Below are 15,216 nucleotides of genomic sequence, written 5' to 3'. Positions count from 1 at the left end.
ACCTATTTAATACAGTCGTTTATCAATTTTGTTTTCTTTTCTTCACTTAATGAAGATTCTTCCTTTGCTAATTCAGCAGTAAAATAAAGTACGCACTTAATTTTGTTTAACATATTAAGAATCAGGGCTAGCATTACAACTATTACTGTTAATAAGATTGTTTCAAACATTAAATTAATTTCCCATATCTGGTAATTAAGGTTTAAAAGTTGGTAACGTTGGTTCAGGAATGTGCTTTAGTTCTACCTCAATCTCAAAATCAGCACACCCTGCATACTCCATTTCAGTAGAAAGTTCGTCCCATTCTTCAGCCCAATAGCGATATTTAAATCCAGCATCACCATCATGCCAATTATCACTACGATCATTAATGTAAGATTTCATTGCTGCATGTTGCTCACCAGCAATGCTGTTAAGCTTATCAGCCGCTTCCACATAAGCCGTTTGGAACTCTTCTAATAGCGTTGCATTCTGAGAGTTAAAACGAGCTAATAACGCTTGTATGTCTTCATTTAAAGCATCGACAAGAGCATCATGTTTATTCTTTACATCAACCATTGTTTGATGAAGCGCTCTGACATTTTTTTCATTCTCTTTGCTGATTTTACGCATTCAGGTAAAAATCCTTATCTAGAATAGAAAACTCTTTATGCTCTCCGCATCGAGGGCATGATTCAGGAACACGTTCATCCTCATTGTAACCCCGCCCAAAATCACACTTGGTACAATGTACTGTGTAACCAGCTTCAGTAACACCACTAATATCATTGGCTAAATCAGACATTTCTTGTTGATGTTTTTCGAGTACCGAAAGATGTGATTCACAGTTGGAACAAACCCCTAAACCTAAAACATCGTCTTTTGCTAACCAGTGGCAAGGTTGCGAATTAGGCTCACAACCCTTGATATCAGTACAACCACAACCGATACATTCAATATTCATAACGTCCACTTCCCCTGGCACTTTTAAATATTATTGAATTCGATAAAAAAGAACTAACGTACTCACTCTGAGTTTGTTTGCTAACGCTTAACGAATGAAACTATGTTCCCTTCATTAAACGTCCAGCCTCAGCTTTTAATAAAGCCTATCGAGTTTTTCAGCTACCGCATTTAAGGATTCTTGATTGGGCGTCCCCGCCACCTTTTTAGTTTTCAAAGGGTTTTGAGAAACAGAATTTAGGTGACAATCACCACTCTGAGCAATATACAATGCAGATTCTAGCCCTTTGATTTCATTTGAAAGTTGAGCCGCCTTGTCATACCAATCGTTATTCACTGCATTTTTAACATCGTCACGTTTTTTATTGATATCCTTATTTACCAGCTCTACAAAGGTGTTTAAATCAATCATAGCCATAGTTATTCTCCAAACTCTCTCTCATGCTCTAATCTTTCTTTTAACTCTTCAATTCTGCGTCTATTTTCACGTTGCTGTTCTGCACCTTTTGACACTTTCTTACCTGAAGACGTACTTTTGCGCTTACCTAGACCGCGATTAAATTGACTTCCTTCACTCATTTTTGACGCACATCCCATATGTATTTAGTTAACTTTTATTATCAGCTAAAGCTTGTTCTAACTACTCTTTTTCAGGCTCAGATTTAGATAAATTATGCTCTAATTGCTTGATTCGAGTTTTAGATTCTGCGTACTGAACTTGAACTGTATCAAGCTTAGATGCTTTCTCTTTCAACTCATTGCTCTCCAATGAAAGCCTATCGTTCTCTTTCACATGCGCGGCTAAAGATTGTGCCAACGATTCTCTCTCTCGGTCAGATTGCGATAAATCATGTTGTAACTGATTGATTCGGCTTTGGGATTCTGCGTACTGAACCTGAACCTTATCAAGCTTAGATGCTTTCTCTTTCAACTCATTACTTTCCGACAACAGCCTATCATTATCTTTGATATAACCTTTGTTTTCGGTTTGTAATTGAACAACTGTTGTTTTTTGATCAGCGATTTCTATACGCTGTTTCTCAATTTGAGTCTGTGCCAATTGATATTGCTGAGATTCAATTTCTCGTTTAGCTTCATCAACGGTTAAAAGCTTTACTTGCTCTCTTAATTGCGAGTTTTCAGCTTCTAATTTTTCATTTCTTGATTCAACAGATTTAACTAATGCGGCAGCTTCATTCTTTGCGGCTTCAACTAGCACAATCGCTTTTTGCTGCTCTGCACTGATTGCATTTCTAGCATCAATTTCAGCATCTTCTGCTTGCTTGATTGCTACTGTTTTTTCGGTCTCTGCCGCTTCAGCTTTAGCAATAGCTTTATTAATTTTTTCTTCAGCTTCTTTAATACTCTTTAGTGCGTTTGCTTCACAAAGCTCTACTCGATGTAAGCAATCAGCTTCTTTTTCTTCAAGTAACTCATTGGCTTCTGCTAACTGTTCCTTTTGACGAGCCACAATTTCATTCAGTGAAGCGAGTTTTTGATCAACTACTATTTGAATTTCTGAAGCTAAAATATTTGCTAACTTGCTACTCCCAAGTTCATCAGCCATTTTTGACACTTCAGCATCACGCTTATCAAAGAAATCCTTCAGATAACCTGAAACAGTTTCAGTTCTACCACCAGTAACACCGATAACGTTCCTAACGGTAGCCTTTATTCCTTTGGTGAGCATATCAGTAGCAACTGAAGCCACTTGCTCAAATGTTACTGCATTTTGATTACTCATAATGTTCAAATCCAAATAAGTTTGCTTTTTATACACTATAGCATATTGGAAACGGGAAACGCTAATTTCCACGTTTTTATGTTTCCACTGGAAACGCAAGTTTCCCTAATTTAGAAAAGAATTACTTAACAAGAGAAATTAATTAATAGAAAAGAACAACATTAATGAAAGAAGCTACTTTGCAAAGTAGAGCCACACATTTATCAGGCGCTTTTCACATAAGCATCATATTCACCGATTGCGGCTTCTATTTCTTGAATACGTTTACGGGTAGCGGCTTCTTCTTCATCACTACATGAAAACTCTACTATTTTATATAGCTCTACAAGCTCTTCACCATATTCAATGCTTTCATTGTGGTTCTGGATTTTTATGGCCATGTTCTATCCTCCTGTTTATTTTTGGTAAGCAGTATCGGGCTAATCTTAAAAGAACCGACTCTCAATATTACCTGTCTTTATCAAACTGAACCTAATGAATTATTTTGATTCTCGAATTAGTGTTCAGGCAAATTCGGGGTATACGATTGAATATCTTGCACTTCAGCATCTAGGAACACACATTCATATTAATCCAGTTCACCAACGTCTACAAACGACTTTTACAACTCATCATTTTGGATCTCGTCTAACTCAGTTACATCGAGAGCAGCCCGCACTAAGTCGGGCTTATTAGAGGCGTTTCCTATTATGTAGATTGCTTATTTTGTCTAGTTCACCTACTTAACCCTACCAGTCAATGATGTCTAATCTATTAAATAGGAAATACAGGCCACATAGGAAACAGAGGACTAGAAAACTAACCTTGCAATGCAAGCTTGGCTCGAATACGTTTGATGGTACTTTTGCTTATTCCTGTACGCTCGACTGCTTTATTAATTGAAACTCCATTTTTCAGCAATTCGACCACTTGAGGATATTTATTTAAAAAAGCATCATCATCGAGCTTTGTGCCTTTTGGCCTACCGAATCTAGAGCCGCAAGCCAAAGTTTGTGAAATTCCTTTTTTTGATTTTACTAACCGTTCATCTTCATAGCGCCAACGTCCCGTAGTCACATAACGCTCTGATTTATCGAATGGCTCAATACTTTTCCCTAATCGAGTAAACTCACTTTTTAAGTTCTTAGCTGTTTTGGTATCGAGCTTTAGATACTCGGTGTGAGAACCAAGTATAAATTGATAAGGCTTATACTTATATAAAGCAAACTGTTCTACATAACCCGCATTAGGTACAGCCCTAATGATCTTTCCTGATACATCACAACCCAATTCACGCTGAACATCTGCAATCACCTCACTTAATCTTACTTCTGGCTCTCTGCTAGTTCTGCCGACTTTATATAGCGTTATATCCGTTTGTGTATTGAGTTCGAATAAATACAGCGTGGATGTGAGAATGGTTTGTTGTCTATAAGCTTCAATATCTCGATGCGCTTTATGTTTATAACCATGATTAACGTCATCTATTAACTCACTCATGCGAAGTTTTAATGTTTGACGCATCCAGTTATTGAAACGTGATATAGGCAAAGCTCCTACAATAATCAATCCCTTTTCTGCAAACTCATAACCACCTACAAAATCACGGTGCTGTATAAGTTCATAACGCTCTAACCCTGTGTGACCACTCTCACCGAAGAACTTAGGGTTTTTACTTTCTGGTTTATATCCTTTTAACAATATGTCGATTAACTCTGCTGGAACAGACAAGTGAAAGTGATCCCAACCTGATATTTGCGGTAACTGTTGGAGCGATTCATTACAAGTATCACCATCATGCCTAAAATGATGCTCCTTAACTTTACCTTTGACAGCAATTAAACCAGTGTTGCAAAAAGGGCATACAAGCTCACCTTTACCTGATTGCTGCGATTTGATATCAATCAATTCACCTGAATTAGACTTACCTAGCTTTAAATAGGCACTCATAACACATACTTAATTGAACCCACTTTAAATACAAACTAGCAGGGTTCAAATAAGTGTGCAAACTAGATGCTGTTAATAAGATAGTAATAATTAATGATTCGATTAAAAGCAGCAATCTTGGATAACAAAGCCGTACAGGAAGCGAGGATTAGATAAAGGAAAGTGCTTTTAAGCCTTGTTAACATATTACGGTACTTCGAGAGAACCGTATTATGTTAACAGTAACAGTGCTCAATATATCGGCTTAAGCCACTAGTGATTGATCGAGTTTTTTTGATTTTGGATGTAAAAAAATAGTAGCTTTAGTCTCTGTTGAATCTGCTACTTCAGCAACAAAGTGGCCATGCTTGGCAACCTCGGCCTCTATTTGCGTCCAACGACTTGAATTAACAACCAGTGCTAGCGGAGCGACTTGAATGCCATCGTTATTGAAAGCATGATCGACGTGTTCACCCAAAACATAAATCTGATTTTCCTGAACGGGTCTATCTTTGTCAAATAAACCGCTCGGCAAACTAAGATTACTCTCAAGATGACTGAGCAAACTATAAAAATGTTCAACATCGTTATCAAACTTGTCAACCAGAGAGTGCAGTCTTATTAATTGTTGCTCGATATCAGCGGTATGCTTACGCCCTGCACTTATTAGGCTTTTAATGTCCTTTCTTAGCTTCTTATATTCGTCATTTTTTACGAATGGTTTCAAGTATTGAACCATCCATTCATTCCTTCTTTTTGACGGTACAAAACGCTTTTCATCAGCACATCTCATATAGAGATAAATTAAAGCATTTTCAGCAAAATCTTTTACAAGTTGAGGATATGTTTTTTTCATTTAGAAATTGGTTTAATTAATGTATATGGGAACTTAATCTTACTTGCCATCATAGCATGAATTTGAATTAGCTCATCGTTCCTTAAAGTAGAGGTTAGGAATCAAGAAGAAAAAACTATTTTAAGCCTGCTAACATATTAAGATACCTCGAGATAAGAGTAATATGTTAACAGTGGCCATGCGACTTGCTGGTGTGACTTTAGAGCGTTAGAACTGCTTGAACTAAACTATCAATTTAAGGTATGACTGAGCATTCAGTTGGCACTCTGATTTAGCGCTTTATCTACTCACGGGAGATAATTTTTTTAGTGAGTCTACCCAGCTCGCCTGATGACTAATTGGAATTAAAACCACTGAAGTATTGCTTATCATTGCGGCTGGCTTACCAATTGAAATTGCTTTACTTTCATCATAACTACTCGATTTACTGTAAGCTCTAGCACATGTAAGAACAATATGAGTCCAGTCAGCTATCTGTAGAGACTTTTCAATCTGAGTATCATTTAGCCCTTTCTGTTTAAGCTCCCTCATATACTCATGAGAGAGAACAGGGTCTTTGATTGTTATAGTTTGACCAACATTAACTAGCTGTTCACCGTATTTACAAGACTCTGTTTGAGTTGCAGCTACTGAAAAACTAAAGAAAGCAATCAGAGCTACTATTGCTTTATTACGCATCATTACCATCATGCCTTATAGATTAAAATTACTTGGTTTATCATCGATAAGATAGAGTGCTAGCAAGGCTAACACTCTACTAGATATCAATAGTTATCCTTTCTCACAAACACATTCGTGAATTTTTTGATTGCAATCTTCACAAGATCCACACTCACAATTACTAGCTGGGTGTCCACAGCCATCACAAATTTTATCCATTTCATTCATAACACTTACTTCCTAACTAAGGTGCAAACGGTTTACTTATGCAAAATCTAATCTACTGTTATTTTGCAGCTCAGCCAAGGAAAACCTATCGATTTTAAAAATTACTATGCATATATCAATCTCAAAACAATTTTGATTGTGCGAGCGTCTAGTATTAGCATCAAAATCAAAGACGCCTCTTTCCTCAACCCCTCCCATCTTTTTTACTTCACCGAGAAAAACCACTCTGACAGAGTACTTTTCGGTATCACATTCTGGCTTTGCTTCAACTTGGTACTCTAGAAGGCAGAACATTCCACCCTTTACATAAACGAGTTTGCAGAAGTCAACGTTGATTTATTTGTTCATACCTGTGCTGCTTACGACCATAAGAGCAATCCTTAGAAGGTGATGTTCATTTAATAATAAAAAAAGCCCATGGAGAATGGGCTAGGTGTCATTTACTTCTGTTGACAAATCCTAAACTATCAGAGATTTACGGCTTGGGCAAACACGCAATAATGGTGATTCGAAAATATCGAGAGAGAAGCACCAAATATGGTTATTACCCATTTTGGCTTTGGTAATATCGACGTTGCACCAGCATTGTTGTTTTCAGAAACTCCTGAAAACAACACCTTATCATTTTGTAAATAGAAAGATTTTGAAAGTATGAACCTCACATGTAGTTTAAACTCAAATTTTTATAACATTCAGGGTTATCTGCAGTGAAATTAAAGCTATTAATAACAATCCTATTAGTAACGGCTATCGTTTCACTAAATTACCTATTGTTGAGGGTAAACAGTAACTCAATGGCTCCCTTATTCCTAAAGGGAGATATCATTCTTATTAAGCGCTCGAGCGAGCTCCAATATGGCCAAGTAGTTTTATTTAATGCTGGTGGGAAATCGAATTTAGTCAAAAGAGTTGTCGCACTTGAGAGCGATATTGTCAGCTATAAAAATAAACAACTAACTGTAGTAAATTCTCTAACTGGGGAAATGCTCACTACTGAGAGGCTAAAACATGATTATCAAATACGTTTAGGTACTGATTACCCATTAAATGCAAAGTCCGCAACCATTGCGACTGTGCGATATCACTACTTGATATCTCCGATTATTCCAGACTATAAAGAACAGCATATAGCTAACTTAGGTAAGGGATATAAAGTTCCCGAAGGAAAGGTTTTTGTAATTGGGGATAATCGGGATCAAAGTTATGACAGCAGAAACTTTGGCTCTGTGACAAAAAAGGAAATCGAGGGACACGTACTGTTTAATCTCTCTGAAATATTTAGGTAAATACTTCATAAAATCATGCCCCCTGATTTAACGAATATTAAGTGTAGGTAAATCTATTTAATCGGAAAGGTAAAAATTAGATTATTGCTTGAACAACTCGCTAACTCTGATTTACCCATCACGTTTCTACAAGCTCCTTGGGGAACATTTGTTAACCTAAGTACAAAGGTAGTAATATCGCCACTAAGCGTAGTCGCAATGTAATCTCCCCCCCATGGATTTCGGCCTGTTCCATCGGCAAACTCAGAATTAATAAAATCGCCATCAGAAAGGATCTGCATATTAATTCCTAAGTATTTTGTTACTCGACTAGTTCCCCAGTCAGCTGCTCCTAATGATATTTCACCAGCCTCCATGATCGCTTTGCTAACTTTCGTTCTAGCGTTGCTTGGTTCAATAACGTCAACGAGAACATATACGACTATTAAAGCTCCAATCGCAATTACGACTCCAAGTTCAATCAACGTGAATCCTTTTTTGAACTTCATAAACTGCCTGCCTTTTTTCATTATTTTCTCTACTAATCAACAACCAAAGAGCTTTGTGCTTCAATTGGACAAATCAGGCCATCCAGCAATAGCTTCTTCAATTGATCATCCAAACTTGAAAAGCCATGTTTAACGAGGTGTGCATTCCACGCATCCCAATTTGCACTAGAGATAAAATTACGGTCTTCTTTACCGACCTCAATCATCTCGATAATCAATTTACGCCCAGAAAAACCTTCATGGCAATCAGTGCATCCATCGGTATTTCTCGTATAAATGCCACTCGTATTCGATAAGTTAAAACTATCCCAGGCATTGAATAAGCGACTGTTATACTTTTCATCTAGCATTTCATCAGTTACCAGCAAGCGACAAGATTTACATAATAGCTTTTCCAACCTTTGAGCCATAAGTAATGAAAGAATGCCAGGGGTAGCGAGGTCTTTGAGATCAATCCCCAATGCTTCTAAACGTTTCACTATGCCTATAGCGTTATTAGCGTGAGTTGTTGCAGCGCCTAATTGCCCTGTTCCAACATGCTTAATAAATGCAGAGGCGGTGATTTTATCTCGAATTTCACCAACATATAGAGCCGCAACATTTTGACGCAAAACTTTCGAAAGCTGCTTCTCATGATCTTTTTTCTTCAAAAGATTTTGAATAAAGTTGGGACGATTGAACCTAATTTCGATAGGGTCTTCTATCGTTTGCACTGGAATATCATCACCAATCTCATTCAATAATGCTGTCGTTGTTACTGTTTTGCCCGACCCCATTGGACCTGATGTTAGAAGCGAACCTTGCTTTTTGCTCACAAACTGAAGCATTTTCGCTAGCGTTCCCTCCTCAATACCCAATTCACCAATAGGAAGAGGTTCTGATTGTAAAATAAGCCTTATGACAACATGAATATCGTCTGCTCGCTCTGGGACTGTTTTAGCTACACGACAAGTTATATGGACAGGCTCATTATTTACACTAAGAGAATATGTAAATGAAGTTTCCTGATCATCGATGCCATTAAATTCGGCTTGCCCTGCGGCTTTACCAAGCGAATCAAAAACTGCAGAAAGCATCTGAAAGCAAGATTCATAATTTAAGAAGGTATAGGGTTTATCTCTCCTTAAACGTTTATCTACCGAAAACAAAGCAACAGCCTTTTTTTCAGATCTATATGCATTTATATGAATGTCGTTTGCATTTACTGAGAGCGCATCTCTTAGCATTTTGTCAAACTCTTCTCGGGCAGTGTTTGATTCTGCCGTTGAATCCTCTATACGCTCTTCATGCATTTTGTTTGCTTCAGTCATCTTGGCCACAACAACGGTTTCATCAGCGAGCAAGAATTTACAAACAACAAACTTTTCATCAAGTAGCTTCAGTTCATCAATGATATGAAGAATGGTAGTTTTTCTTTCATAATAATGATTATTTACCACCAATAACGTGCCATCAATAAACGGCAGAAATGGCACGTCCTTGGTGTCATAAATCTTCTGCCATAAAGAGATAAAGTCATAATTAGTATTATACGACTCTAACTCTTCTAACCTTTTTACTTTGTGAGCAACTGAAAGCTGCTTTCCTTGAAACCTATCATCAATTTTTAAATTGTCAGAACAAAGGCAAAACGTCATACATCCTCCCTATGTTCTGCAAACTTTATGTAGCTTTTTAGAGCGAGAAACTAAATCTAAAACTGCAGCGCAGTATTCGCTATCAATTAAACTAATCAATTGAAATTGAGAGGCAAAAACCTGATTCACTTTCACATTTGAAAAATGTTCGGTTCCGATCACAAAAGAAGCAGTGGAAGGTGAATACTTATTACCCTTTGTGTAAAAGTTCAGTCTGACGCTTCTTACATTTATTGCTTCAACACTTGAGACTTTTTTAACGCTTTCGATATTATCAACACTGCCTTCAGAATCGTCACTCACCCCATCATGTTTAGATATTTCCAGACCTTGCTCAATTTTTTCAATATCTCTAGTATTTTTGGCTTCTAATAGCTTGTTAGTAGAAATCTCAGCAGCATTTTGATAGAGCTCACTCTTTTCGCGCTGCATTCTAAGAGACAACAGACTTTGCTCCCAAACCGCAGTTTCTCTTTTGTACGGAGCCATAGCATGAACATACATTTTAGCAATTGCTTGAAAGTCTTCAAAAACAGGAGCTTCACGATAAGACGGGTCTGGCACTCTAATTATTTCTCGTTTGGGAGCCTTAGGTTTGCCGTTAGCATTATTATCACTAGCTTTACCAGATTGGTTAACAAATGTTACCTCATCGTCACTGGACTTTGCGCCATATAACATATAAAACGCACCTGCAATGCATAGAAAAATAACTGTCAGGTAGGCTATGTTCTTCGTTCTTTCTGGATTATCTTTATTAAACATGCTCATTTTCATTACAATCTCTCTTTAACACCAATCACTTGAAATTCAAATGAACCTTCTATTTCTTTCGAATCTCGATTTACTGTAAAAGTCAGCTTCTTAAACCCTGCGCTGCGACCAACAAACAATGACGAAAGACCATCCAAGTCTTGATAGTACATAGCGCTAAATACAACCTCATGATCAGAGATAACATGAGGCACATTCAAATCCTGTTTCACTGCCACCCCATTTTTAACTTCTACACTCGTCCACACCCATTTAATAGCATCACTTAACCATGTAATTTCTTTCGCATGATTTGCTCTAACTGGGCTACTCAGGATTGGAAATGGAGAGACCTTTCTCCCGATTTTCACGCCTCCAGGCGTGAAGTTTTTGTAGAATAAAGAGCTAGGAAATGCGGTGTTGATATCTGAAGCATCCCCATAGGTACGAGTCATGAAAAAGGAATTAACGTCTCCTTCAGCATCGTACCTAGAAAGCTCCCAGCCCTTCACTTTATCCGCAGCAATAATTTCTTGGATTATAAAAGCAAACCGTTGCTTCACACCTTCACCATCAGCAGTCAAATATTGCTTAAGCTCTTTGAACTTATCAATAACGATCGGCTCTAATGAGGCTGTTTCTATTTGAGGTTCTTCATCACTGAAGTCAATCGACATCAACGCATTGACTAAAAGAAATAAGGCAACCCCACCAGCTATCATCCCTCTTTTTTTCCAATTTTTTGGATAGCTTAGCGATTCAACAGAAGCTAGCTCAAAATCATGTAAAAGTGAGTCAGTTAAGGGAACCTCTTCATTAATCAGTTCTGTTTGAAAAGAAACTGGAATACTCAGCAAATCACCAAAAAAGACAATTGAATTGGAGTGATTTTCATACTGCGCGTCACGACAATATACTTTTACAGTAATATCTTTTTCTTTAAATCGCTCTATTTCTTGAACGAGTTTAACAATGACACCTTGCTGCGTTTTCTTTTCGAAACTATCTTCACTTAGAAGGTAATCCCCATACAAGACCCCCTCAAAAGCAAAGATAAACCATAGCTTATCTTCGTAAACTTTATTGATGTATATTAGATTCTCGGGAGAACCTAATTCTTCATATACTGCCTCAGCTGCAGCAGCCCCCTCTGATTTGGAAAGAGATACTAGATAGCCATCGCCATACGTTGTTTCTTTCTGAAAAATAGCAGCGTAGGCATATGAATGTTCACGAAGATATTCAACCCAAGGCTCAATGTCCTTAATGCGATCCCTACTGAACCACTGTCGCTTTAAGTTAAATTCATATGACATTAGAGAGGCACCACTTCAATCATCAAAATTGTCTCTGAGCGCACATCCTTTGAACTTCGAGTTAGACTTGAAGGAATCACACCACCTTCAGCACCGTTAGTTTGCAAAGATGTCTTAGACAACCCAGCGATGAGCACTGGCTTATTAAAGTCAACTCTAATAGTTGTATTAAACACCTTGTCATTGATAACAGGGCTTTCAACTAACGTATTGCCCTCACCCTTTGGTTCGATGTCCAGCAAAGATGATTGAGATGTAGAAAGCTTTAGAATTGCATCGCTTTCACCGATATTAGGTAAACAGTAAAGTAAAAAGCCTGTTTCAGCTTCTGACTGAATAATGGAGTACTCTGAGCCTACTGATGCCGTGGTAAATACTTCACGACCAGAGATATAATTCACTCGGTCAATATTTCCCACTGTGCCAACCCTATTATTGGTTGCTATAACACGAGGCAATGTTTTTTTAGATACGGCTCCTTGCTCAGAAAGAGCTGCCAAATACAATTCGGTTTTAGATAACGGGCCATCTGTTTTTCCTAGTGTAAATGAGGTTCGCTCATTTAGCCCCCCAAGAATACCTGCATTAATGTCAGACCTTGTAGCTGCTTTTAACCCTTTTGATACAGTCTCAGCCACCAGCTCAAGATCTACAGCAAACTGATTTTCATCTGTGAATTCAACGTTAATGAGAGACACTTGAACAGATACTTGTCTAGAAAAAATGGCATTTTTATCTTTAATAAAGTCTTCAACCATTCTCATTTGAGATGGAACTGCACGAACAAAAATACTTGATGTTGAGCGTAATATTTTCGAGTTCGCCCCTTGCTCACATCTAGGTGAGTTGCTGGGGCTGTTTGTCGCTGCTTCTTGCTTGTTGTCAGAAGCATTGGCATTGGCAGAAGCGCGAGCTGATTGACAACCTAAAATAGCATCAACACCCAGTTTAACATCATGCATAACATCAAGCTTACCCGTCAGAACAGAGAATTCTTGTTCCGAACCACCAATAAAGTTGCCCGACTTTTTCTTTTGTGAAGAGTTTCTACTAGAAGAGTTATCACCTTTCACACCTTTTTTACCTACAGCATACTGTTCGTTACCAGGCAAGTGTCTGACGGGAAAGGTAGCAACTTCATATTTCTTAAATACAATCTCATTGCCGCGAACGGAATATGAGTAGCCAGTTAGACTTGAAAGGTATCCTAAAATCCCAGCATAAGTTAAGGAAAGCTCGGGAATAGTGATTTTTTCGTTTTCCTTCACCCCTTCCAGAAATTGAAAGTTGACTGGAATACCAGTAAATACTTTTTGTAACAGTTCAAGAAAAGCTATTTTTCTAGCTCCTGATATCTCTTTAGGTTCATTGAACCAATCAGGCATCTTTATGTCTTCTTTAGTTAAATGCTCTACATAAACTCGGTTGAACTTTTTAACAAAAGGGGTTGGGTCTTTAAAGTCTCGTTTTCCAACAACATCTGTCATTGAGTCTTTAATTTTCTCACTGGTTTTTGAATGATGTTTAATGGCCGAATACCCAGCACAACCACTCAAACTAGCAGCAGCACAAATTACTGCAATTTTTTTGATCAATGACATTACTTCCAAAGCTCCTTCTCATCCGCATAAAACACGCCTACGGTATCGCCAATAAACGAACCGAACATGATTTGGTTGGGTTTGTTATATGGTGAAACAATGTTATTCGCGATTTCAAACATCGATTCACCAGTAACCCAATAATCTGAATAGACTTTGTGGTTCCCAACCTTCCAAATTAGGTGCTTGGTATTTCTTGTTTCCTTCATCAATGCTTCGAAGTTCTTTTTGAGTGAGCCTTCTAATACGTTGAAATGAATCAGCCCCGTTCTTTCATCTACATAAATCCGTTTACTTAAAGCTGAATCAGGCTTTAAATCAAAATATTCATAGGGAGCATCGATGTTCTTAGGTCTTTTCTTTATAAAACCTAACTCATGCTTGGATTGAGCTTTAGATAGGTCCTTCCCTGGGTCGGCCATATCATATCCCTTCACAAGAATTGCTTCGCTAGATGATAATTCCGCAGGGTGAGGTTCTGGATCACTAGAAAAAACTGAAAAAATTCCAGAGCTTGAGTTGCTAGCTTTTATTTCTTTAGCTTCACTAGAATCCTCAACAGATTCAGAGCTTTCAGCATCCGTAGCTTGAGCGCTATCTTTATCCATTTTCTCCTGCTTTACCGAGGTGCTCGCGCTCATTATTCTCAAAACTTTATCTTGGGCGTAAGCGTTTACTGAGTAGCCTGTTACAGCCAAAGCAATAATAAGTGGTCTTAGTTGCATCGTTGTTCCTTTAATAACTTCTTGCTGTTTTGTTTTCCACACTCATCCATACAGACCAGATCGTTTTAAGCGTCACCGAGTAGATTTGTGCTAGATTAATTAAAAATTCGAATTGATTGCGTTTATCTAAAGCATTTTGAGATTGTCTGAACTGTTCAACTTCACTGAACACGGCTTCACCTTGCTTTCGTGAAAGAGTATTTTGTTTGAATTCAGCAGGCATGATTTTTCGTAGGATGTTGATAGCCCTACTGTCATTAAGCGTGTTTTGTGAAAAGAAGTGCGTCAAAAATGTTTCTGTTGCTTCTAATGAAATTGCTTTTTTTATGACTTTATCTTGATTAAACACTTTCATTGCATTTTGAATGCAGTGATTCAATCCCGAGCGGTCTATTGAAATTGACACGTAATCTAAATCTGAAAGTAGCTGAATAATACCTGCCAATTCTTTGCAGTTTTTTGAATCGAACCATTTCATCAATTCAAGAGGAGTTCCTGAATTGTTCTCTACATATATCTGCGCGTAGTTACCAGAGCACCTTGTCAACAAGTCATTTAGATATAAGCTCGTAAGTGTAGTTTTTGGATGAGAATTGTTACTTGCAAGCGAAATCGAGTCAGCATTAGAAAATGCTTCATGTAATACCCCATCATCAAGCACAACTTCAAAGGTTGGTTCCAAAGTAATAAAGCAAGCTAACTCTAAAAGCTCACCAGAAGATAGAGTTTCAATACTTTTAACTTGTTCTTCGTTAAGAAACTTTAACGTTGAATCATTAAAAATATCTTCACATAAACGCTGATGAACTAACTTAGTATCTAGCTTTTTTTTCTGAATTAAATTTGGGCGAAAATGACACTCAAAAATGCTTGGCTCTAACATTGATATTCGCAATAAATTTCTGTTGGAGCAAAAATATATTTACATGTTTATTGCTTCAATCAAAACCTGACTATTTCCCAAAATAGTCACCTTGATTTAATGAAATCTAAATCATCATTGCTGAGTATCTGATTTTGCATACAAAGGGATAGGCTTTTAGGCGATGAAATATGCCCACTATAAAATAAC

17 protein-coding genes are annotated in these 15,216 nt (G+C 37.6%); 1 reads left to right on the top strand and 16 read right to left on the bottom strand.

The window, feature by feature from the left end:
- Positions 1-195: 195 nt before the first annotated feature.
- The 9 genes from AC1EU0_RS14405 to AC1EU0_RS14365 all read right to left on the bottom strand — a co-directional run bounded on the left by AC1EU0_RS14405 (position 196) and on the right by AC1EU0_RS14365 (position 6,131).
- Entirely contained in the window at positions 196-612 is a 417-nt protein-coding gene (locus AC1EU0_RS14405) for a hypothetical protein (RefSeq protein ID WP_480303178.1), read from the bottom strand.
- Positions 605-943: a hypothetical protein gene (locus tag AC1EU0_RS14400; RefSeq protein ID WP_480303177.1), complete on the bottom strand. Its 339-nt coding sequence runs from the start codon at positions 941-943 to the stop codon at positions 605-607. Before AC1EU0_RS14400 ends, AC1EU0_RS14405 begins: the two co-directional genes overlap by 8 nt.
- Positions 944-1,078: 135 nt before the next feature.
- Complete coding sequence (locus AC1EU0_RS14395; RefSeq protein WP_480303175.1) at positions 1,079-1,360, bottom strand: hypothetical protein; 282 nt, start codon at positions 1,358-1,360, stop codon at positions 1,079-1,081.
- A gap of 2 nt (positions 1,361-1,362) precedes the next feature.
- Positions 1,363-1,521 (bottom strand): hypothetical protein, encoded by a 159-nt coding sequence (locus AC1EU0_RS14390; RefSeq protein ID WP_480303173.1) that lies wholly within the window; start codon positions 1,519-1,521, stop codon positions 1,363-1,365.
- Between the two features lie 61 nt (positions 1,522-1,582).
- Entirely contained in the window at positions 1,583-2,686 is a 1,104-nt protein-coding gene (locus AC1EU0_RS14385) for a DNA-binding protein (protein ID WP_480303171.1), read from the bottom strand.
- Between the two features lie 203 nt (positions 2,687-2,889).
- Positions 2,890-3,066, bottom strand: coding sequence for a hypothetical protein (locus tag AC1EU0_RS14380; RefSeq protein WP_480303169.1), 177 nt, complete (start codon positions 3,064-3,066; stop codon positions 2,890-2,892).
- 418 nt (positions 3,067-3,484) lie between these two features.
- Positions 3,485-4,615 carry a helix-turn-helix domain-containing protein gene (locus tag AC1EU0_RS14375; RefSeq protein WP_480303168.1) on the bottom strand — a complete coding sequence of 377 codons (1,131 nt, stop codon included), beginning with the start codon at positions 4,613-4,615 and terminating at the stop codon, positions 3,485-3,487.
- 244 nt (positions 4,616-4,859) lie between these two features.
- Positions 4,860-5,450 (bottom strand): DUF2913 family protein, encoded by a 591-nt coding sequence (locus AC1EU0_RS14370; protein WP_480303167.1) that lies wholly within the window; start codon positions 5,448-5,450, stop codon positions 4,860-4,862.
- A 279-nt stretch (positions 5,451-5,729) separates the two neighbouring features.
- A complete protein-coding gene (locus AC1EU0_RS14365) occupies positions 5,730-6,131 on the bottom strand; it encodes a hypothetical protein (protein ID WP_480303166.1) in 402 nt (133 codons plus the stop codon).
- 914 nt (positions 6,132-7,045) lie between these two features.
- On the opposite strand from AC1EU0_RS14365, the gene lepB reads away from it, so the two are divergent.
- A complete protein-coding gene (lepB, locus tag AC1EU0_RS14360) occupies positions 7,046-7,624 on the top strand; it encodes a signal peptidase I (protein WP_480303164.1) in 579 nt (192 codons plus the stop codon).
- A 53-nt stretch (positions 7,625-7,677) separates the two neighbouring features.
- Here the strand turns inward: lepB and AC1EU0_RS14355 are convergent, their stop codons facing one another.
- Genes AC1EU0_RS14355 through AC1EU0_RS14325 form a run of 7 tightly spaced genes read right to left on the bottom strand, consistent with a single transcriptional unit; the run spans position 7,678 to position 15,027 of the window.
- Complete coding sequence (locus AC1EU0_RS14355; RefSeq protein ID WP_480303162.1) at positions 7,678-8,112, bottom strand: type II secretion system protein; 435 nt, start codon at positions 8,110-8,112, stop codon at positions 7,678-7,680.
- Positions 8,113-8,144: 32 nt separating this feature from the next.
- Positions 8,145-9,749, bottom strand: a complete 1,605-nt coding sequence (locus tag AC1EU0_RS14350) for an ATPase, T2SS/T4P/T4SS family (protein ID WP_480303161.1) — start codon at positions 9,747-9,749, stop codon at positions 8,145-8,147.
- Between the two features lie 9 nt (positions 9,750-9,758).
- Positions 9,759-10,526 (bottom strand): hypothetical protein, encoded by a 768-nt coding sequence (locus AC1EU0_RS14345; RefSeq protein WP_480303159.1) that lies wholly within the window; start codon positions 10,524-10,526, stop codon positions 9,759-9,761.
- Positions 10,526-11,818 carry a hypothetical protein gene (locus tag AC1EU0_RS14340; protein WP_480303158.1) on the bottom strand — a complete coding sequence of 431 codons (1,293 nt, stop codon included), beginning with the start codon at positions 11,816-11,818 and terminating at the stop codon, positions 10,526-10,528. The genes AC1EU0_RS14345 and AC1EU0_RS14340 overlap by 1 nt, the downstream gene beginning before the upstream one ends.
- Complete coding sequence (locus tag AC1EU0_RS14335) at positions 11,818-13,419, bottom strand: type II secretion system protein GspD (protein WP_480303156.1); 1,602 nt, start codon at positions 13,417-13,419, stop codon at positions 11,818-11,820. Before AC1EU0_RS14335 ends, AC1EU0_RS14340 begins: the two co-directional genes overlap by 1 nt.
- Entirely contained in the window at positions 13,419-14,186 is a 768-nt protein-coding gene (locus tag AC1EU0_RS14330) for a hypothetical protein (protein WP_480303154.1), read from the bottom strand. The genes AC1EU0_RS14335 and AC1EU0_RS14330 overlap by 1 nt, the downstream gene beginning before the upstream one ends.
- The gene (locus tag AC1EU0_RS14325) at positions 14,155-15,027 is read right to left on the bottom strand and encodes a hypothetical protein (RefSeq protein ID WP_480303153.1); all 873 of its coding nucleotides are present in this window, start codon (positions 15,025-15,027) and stop codon (positions 14,155-14,157) included. Before AC1EU0_RS14325 ends, AC1EU0_RS14330 begins: the two co-directional genes overlap by 32 nt.
- Positions 15,028-15,216 lie beyond the last annotated feature (189 nt).

This window comes from Parashewanella sp. 2210YD4-3 (assembly GCF_056591735.1).
Note: the sequence above shows the minus strand (reverse complement) of the source record. Positions and strands in the feature narration are given on the sequence as shown.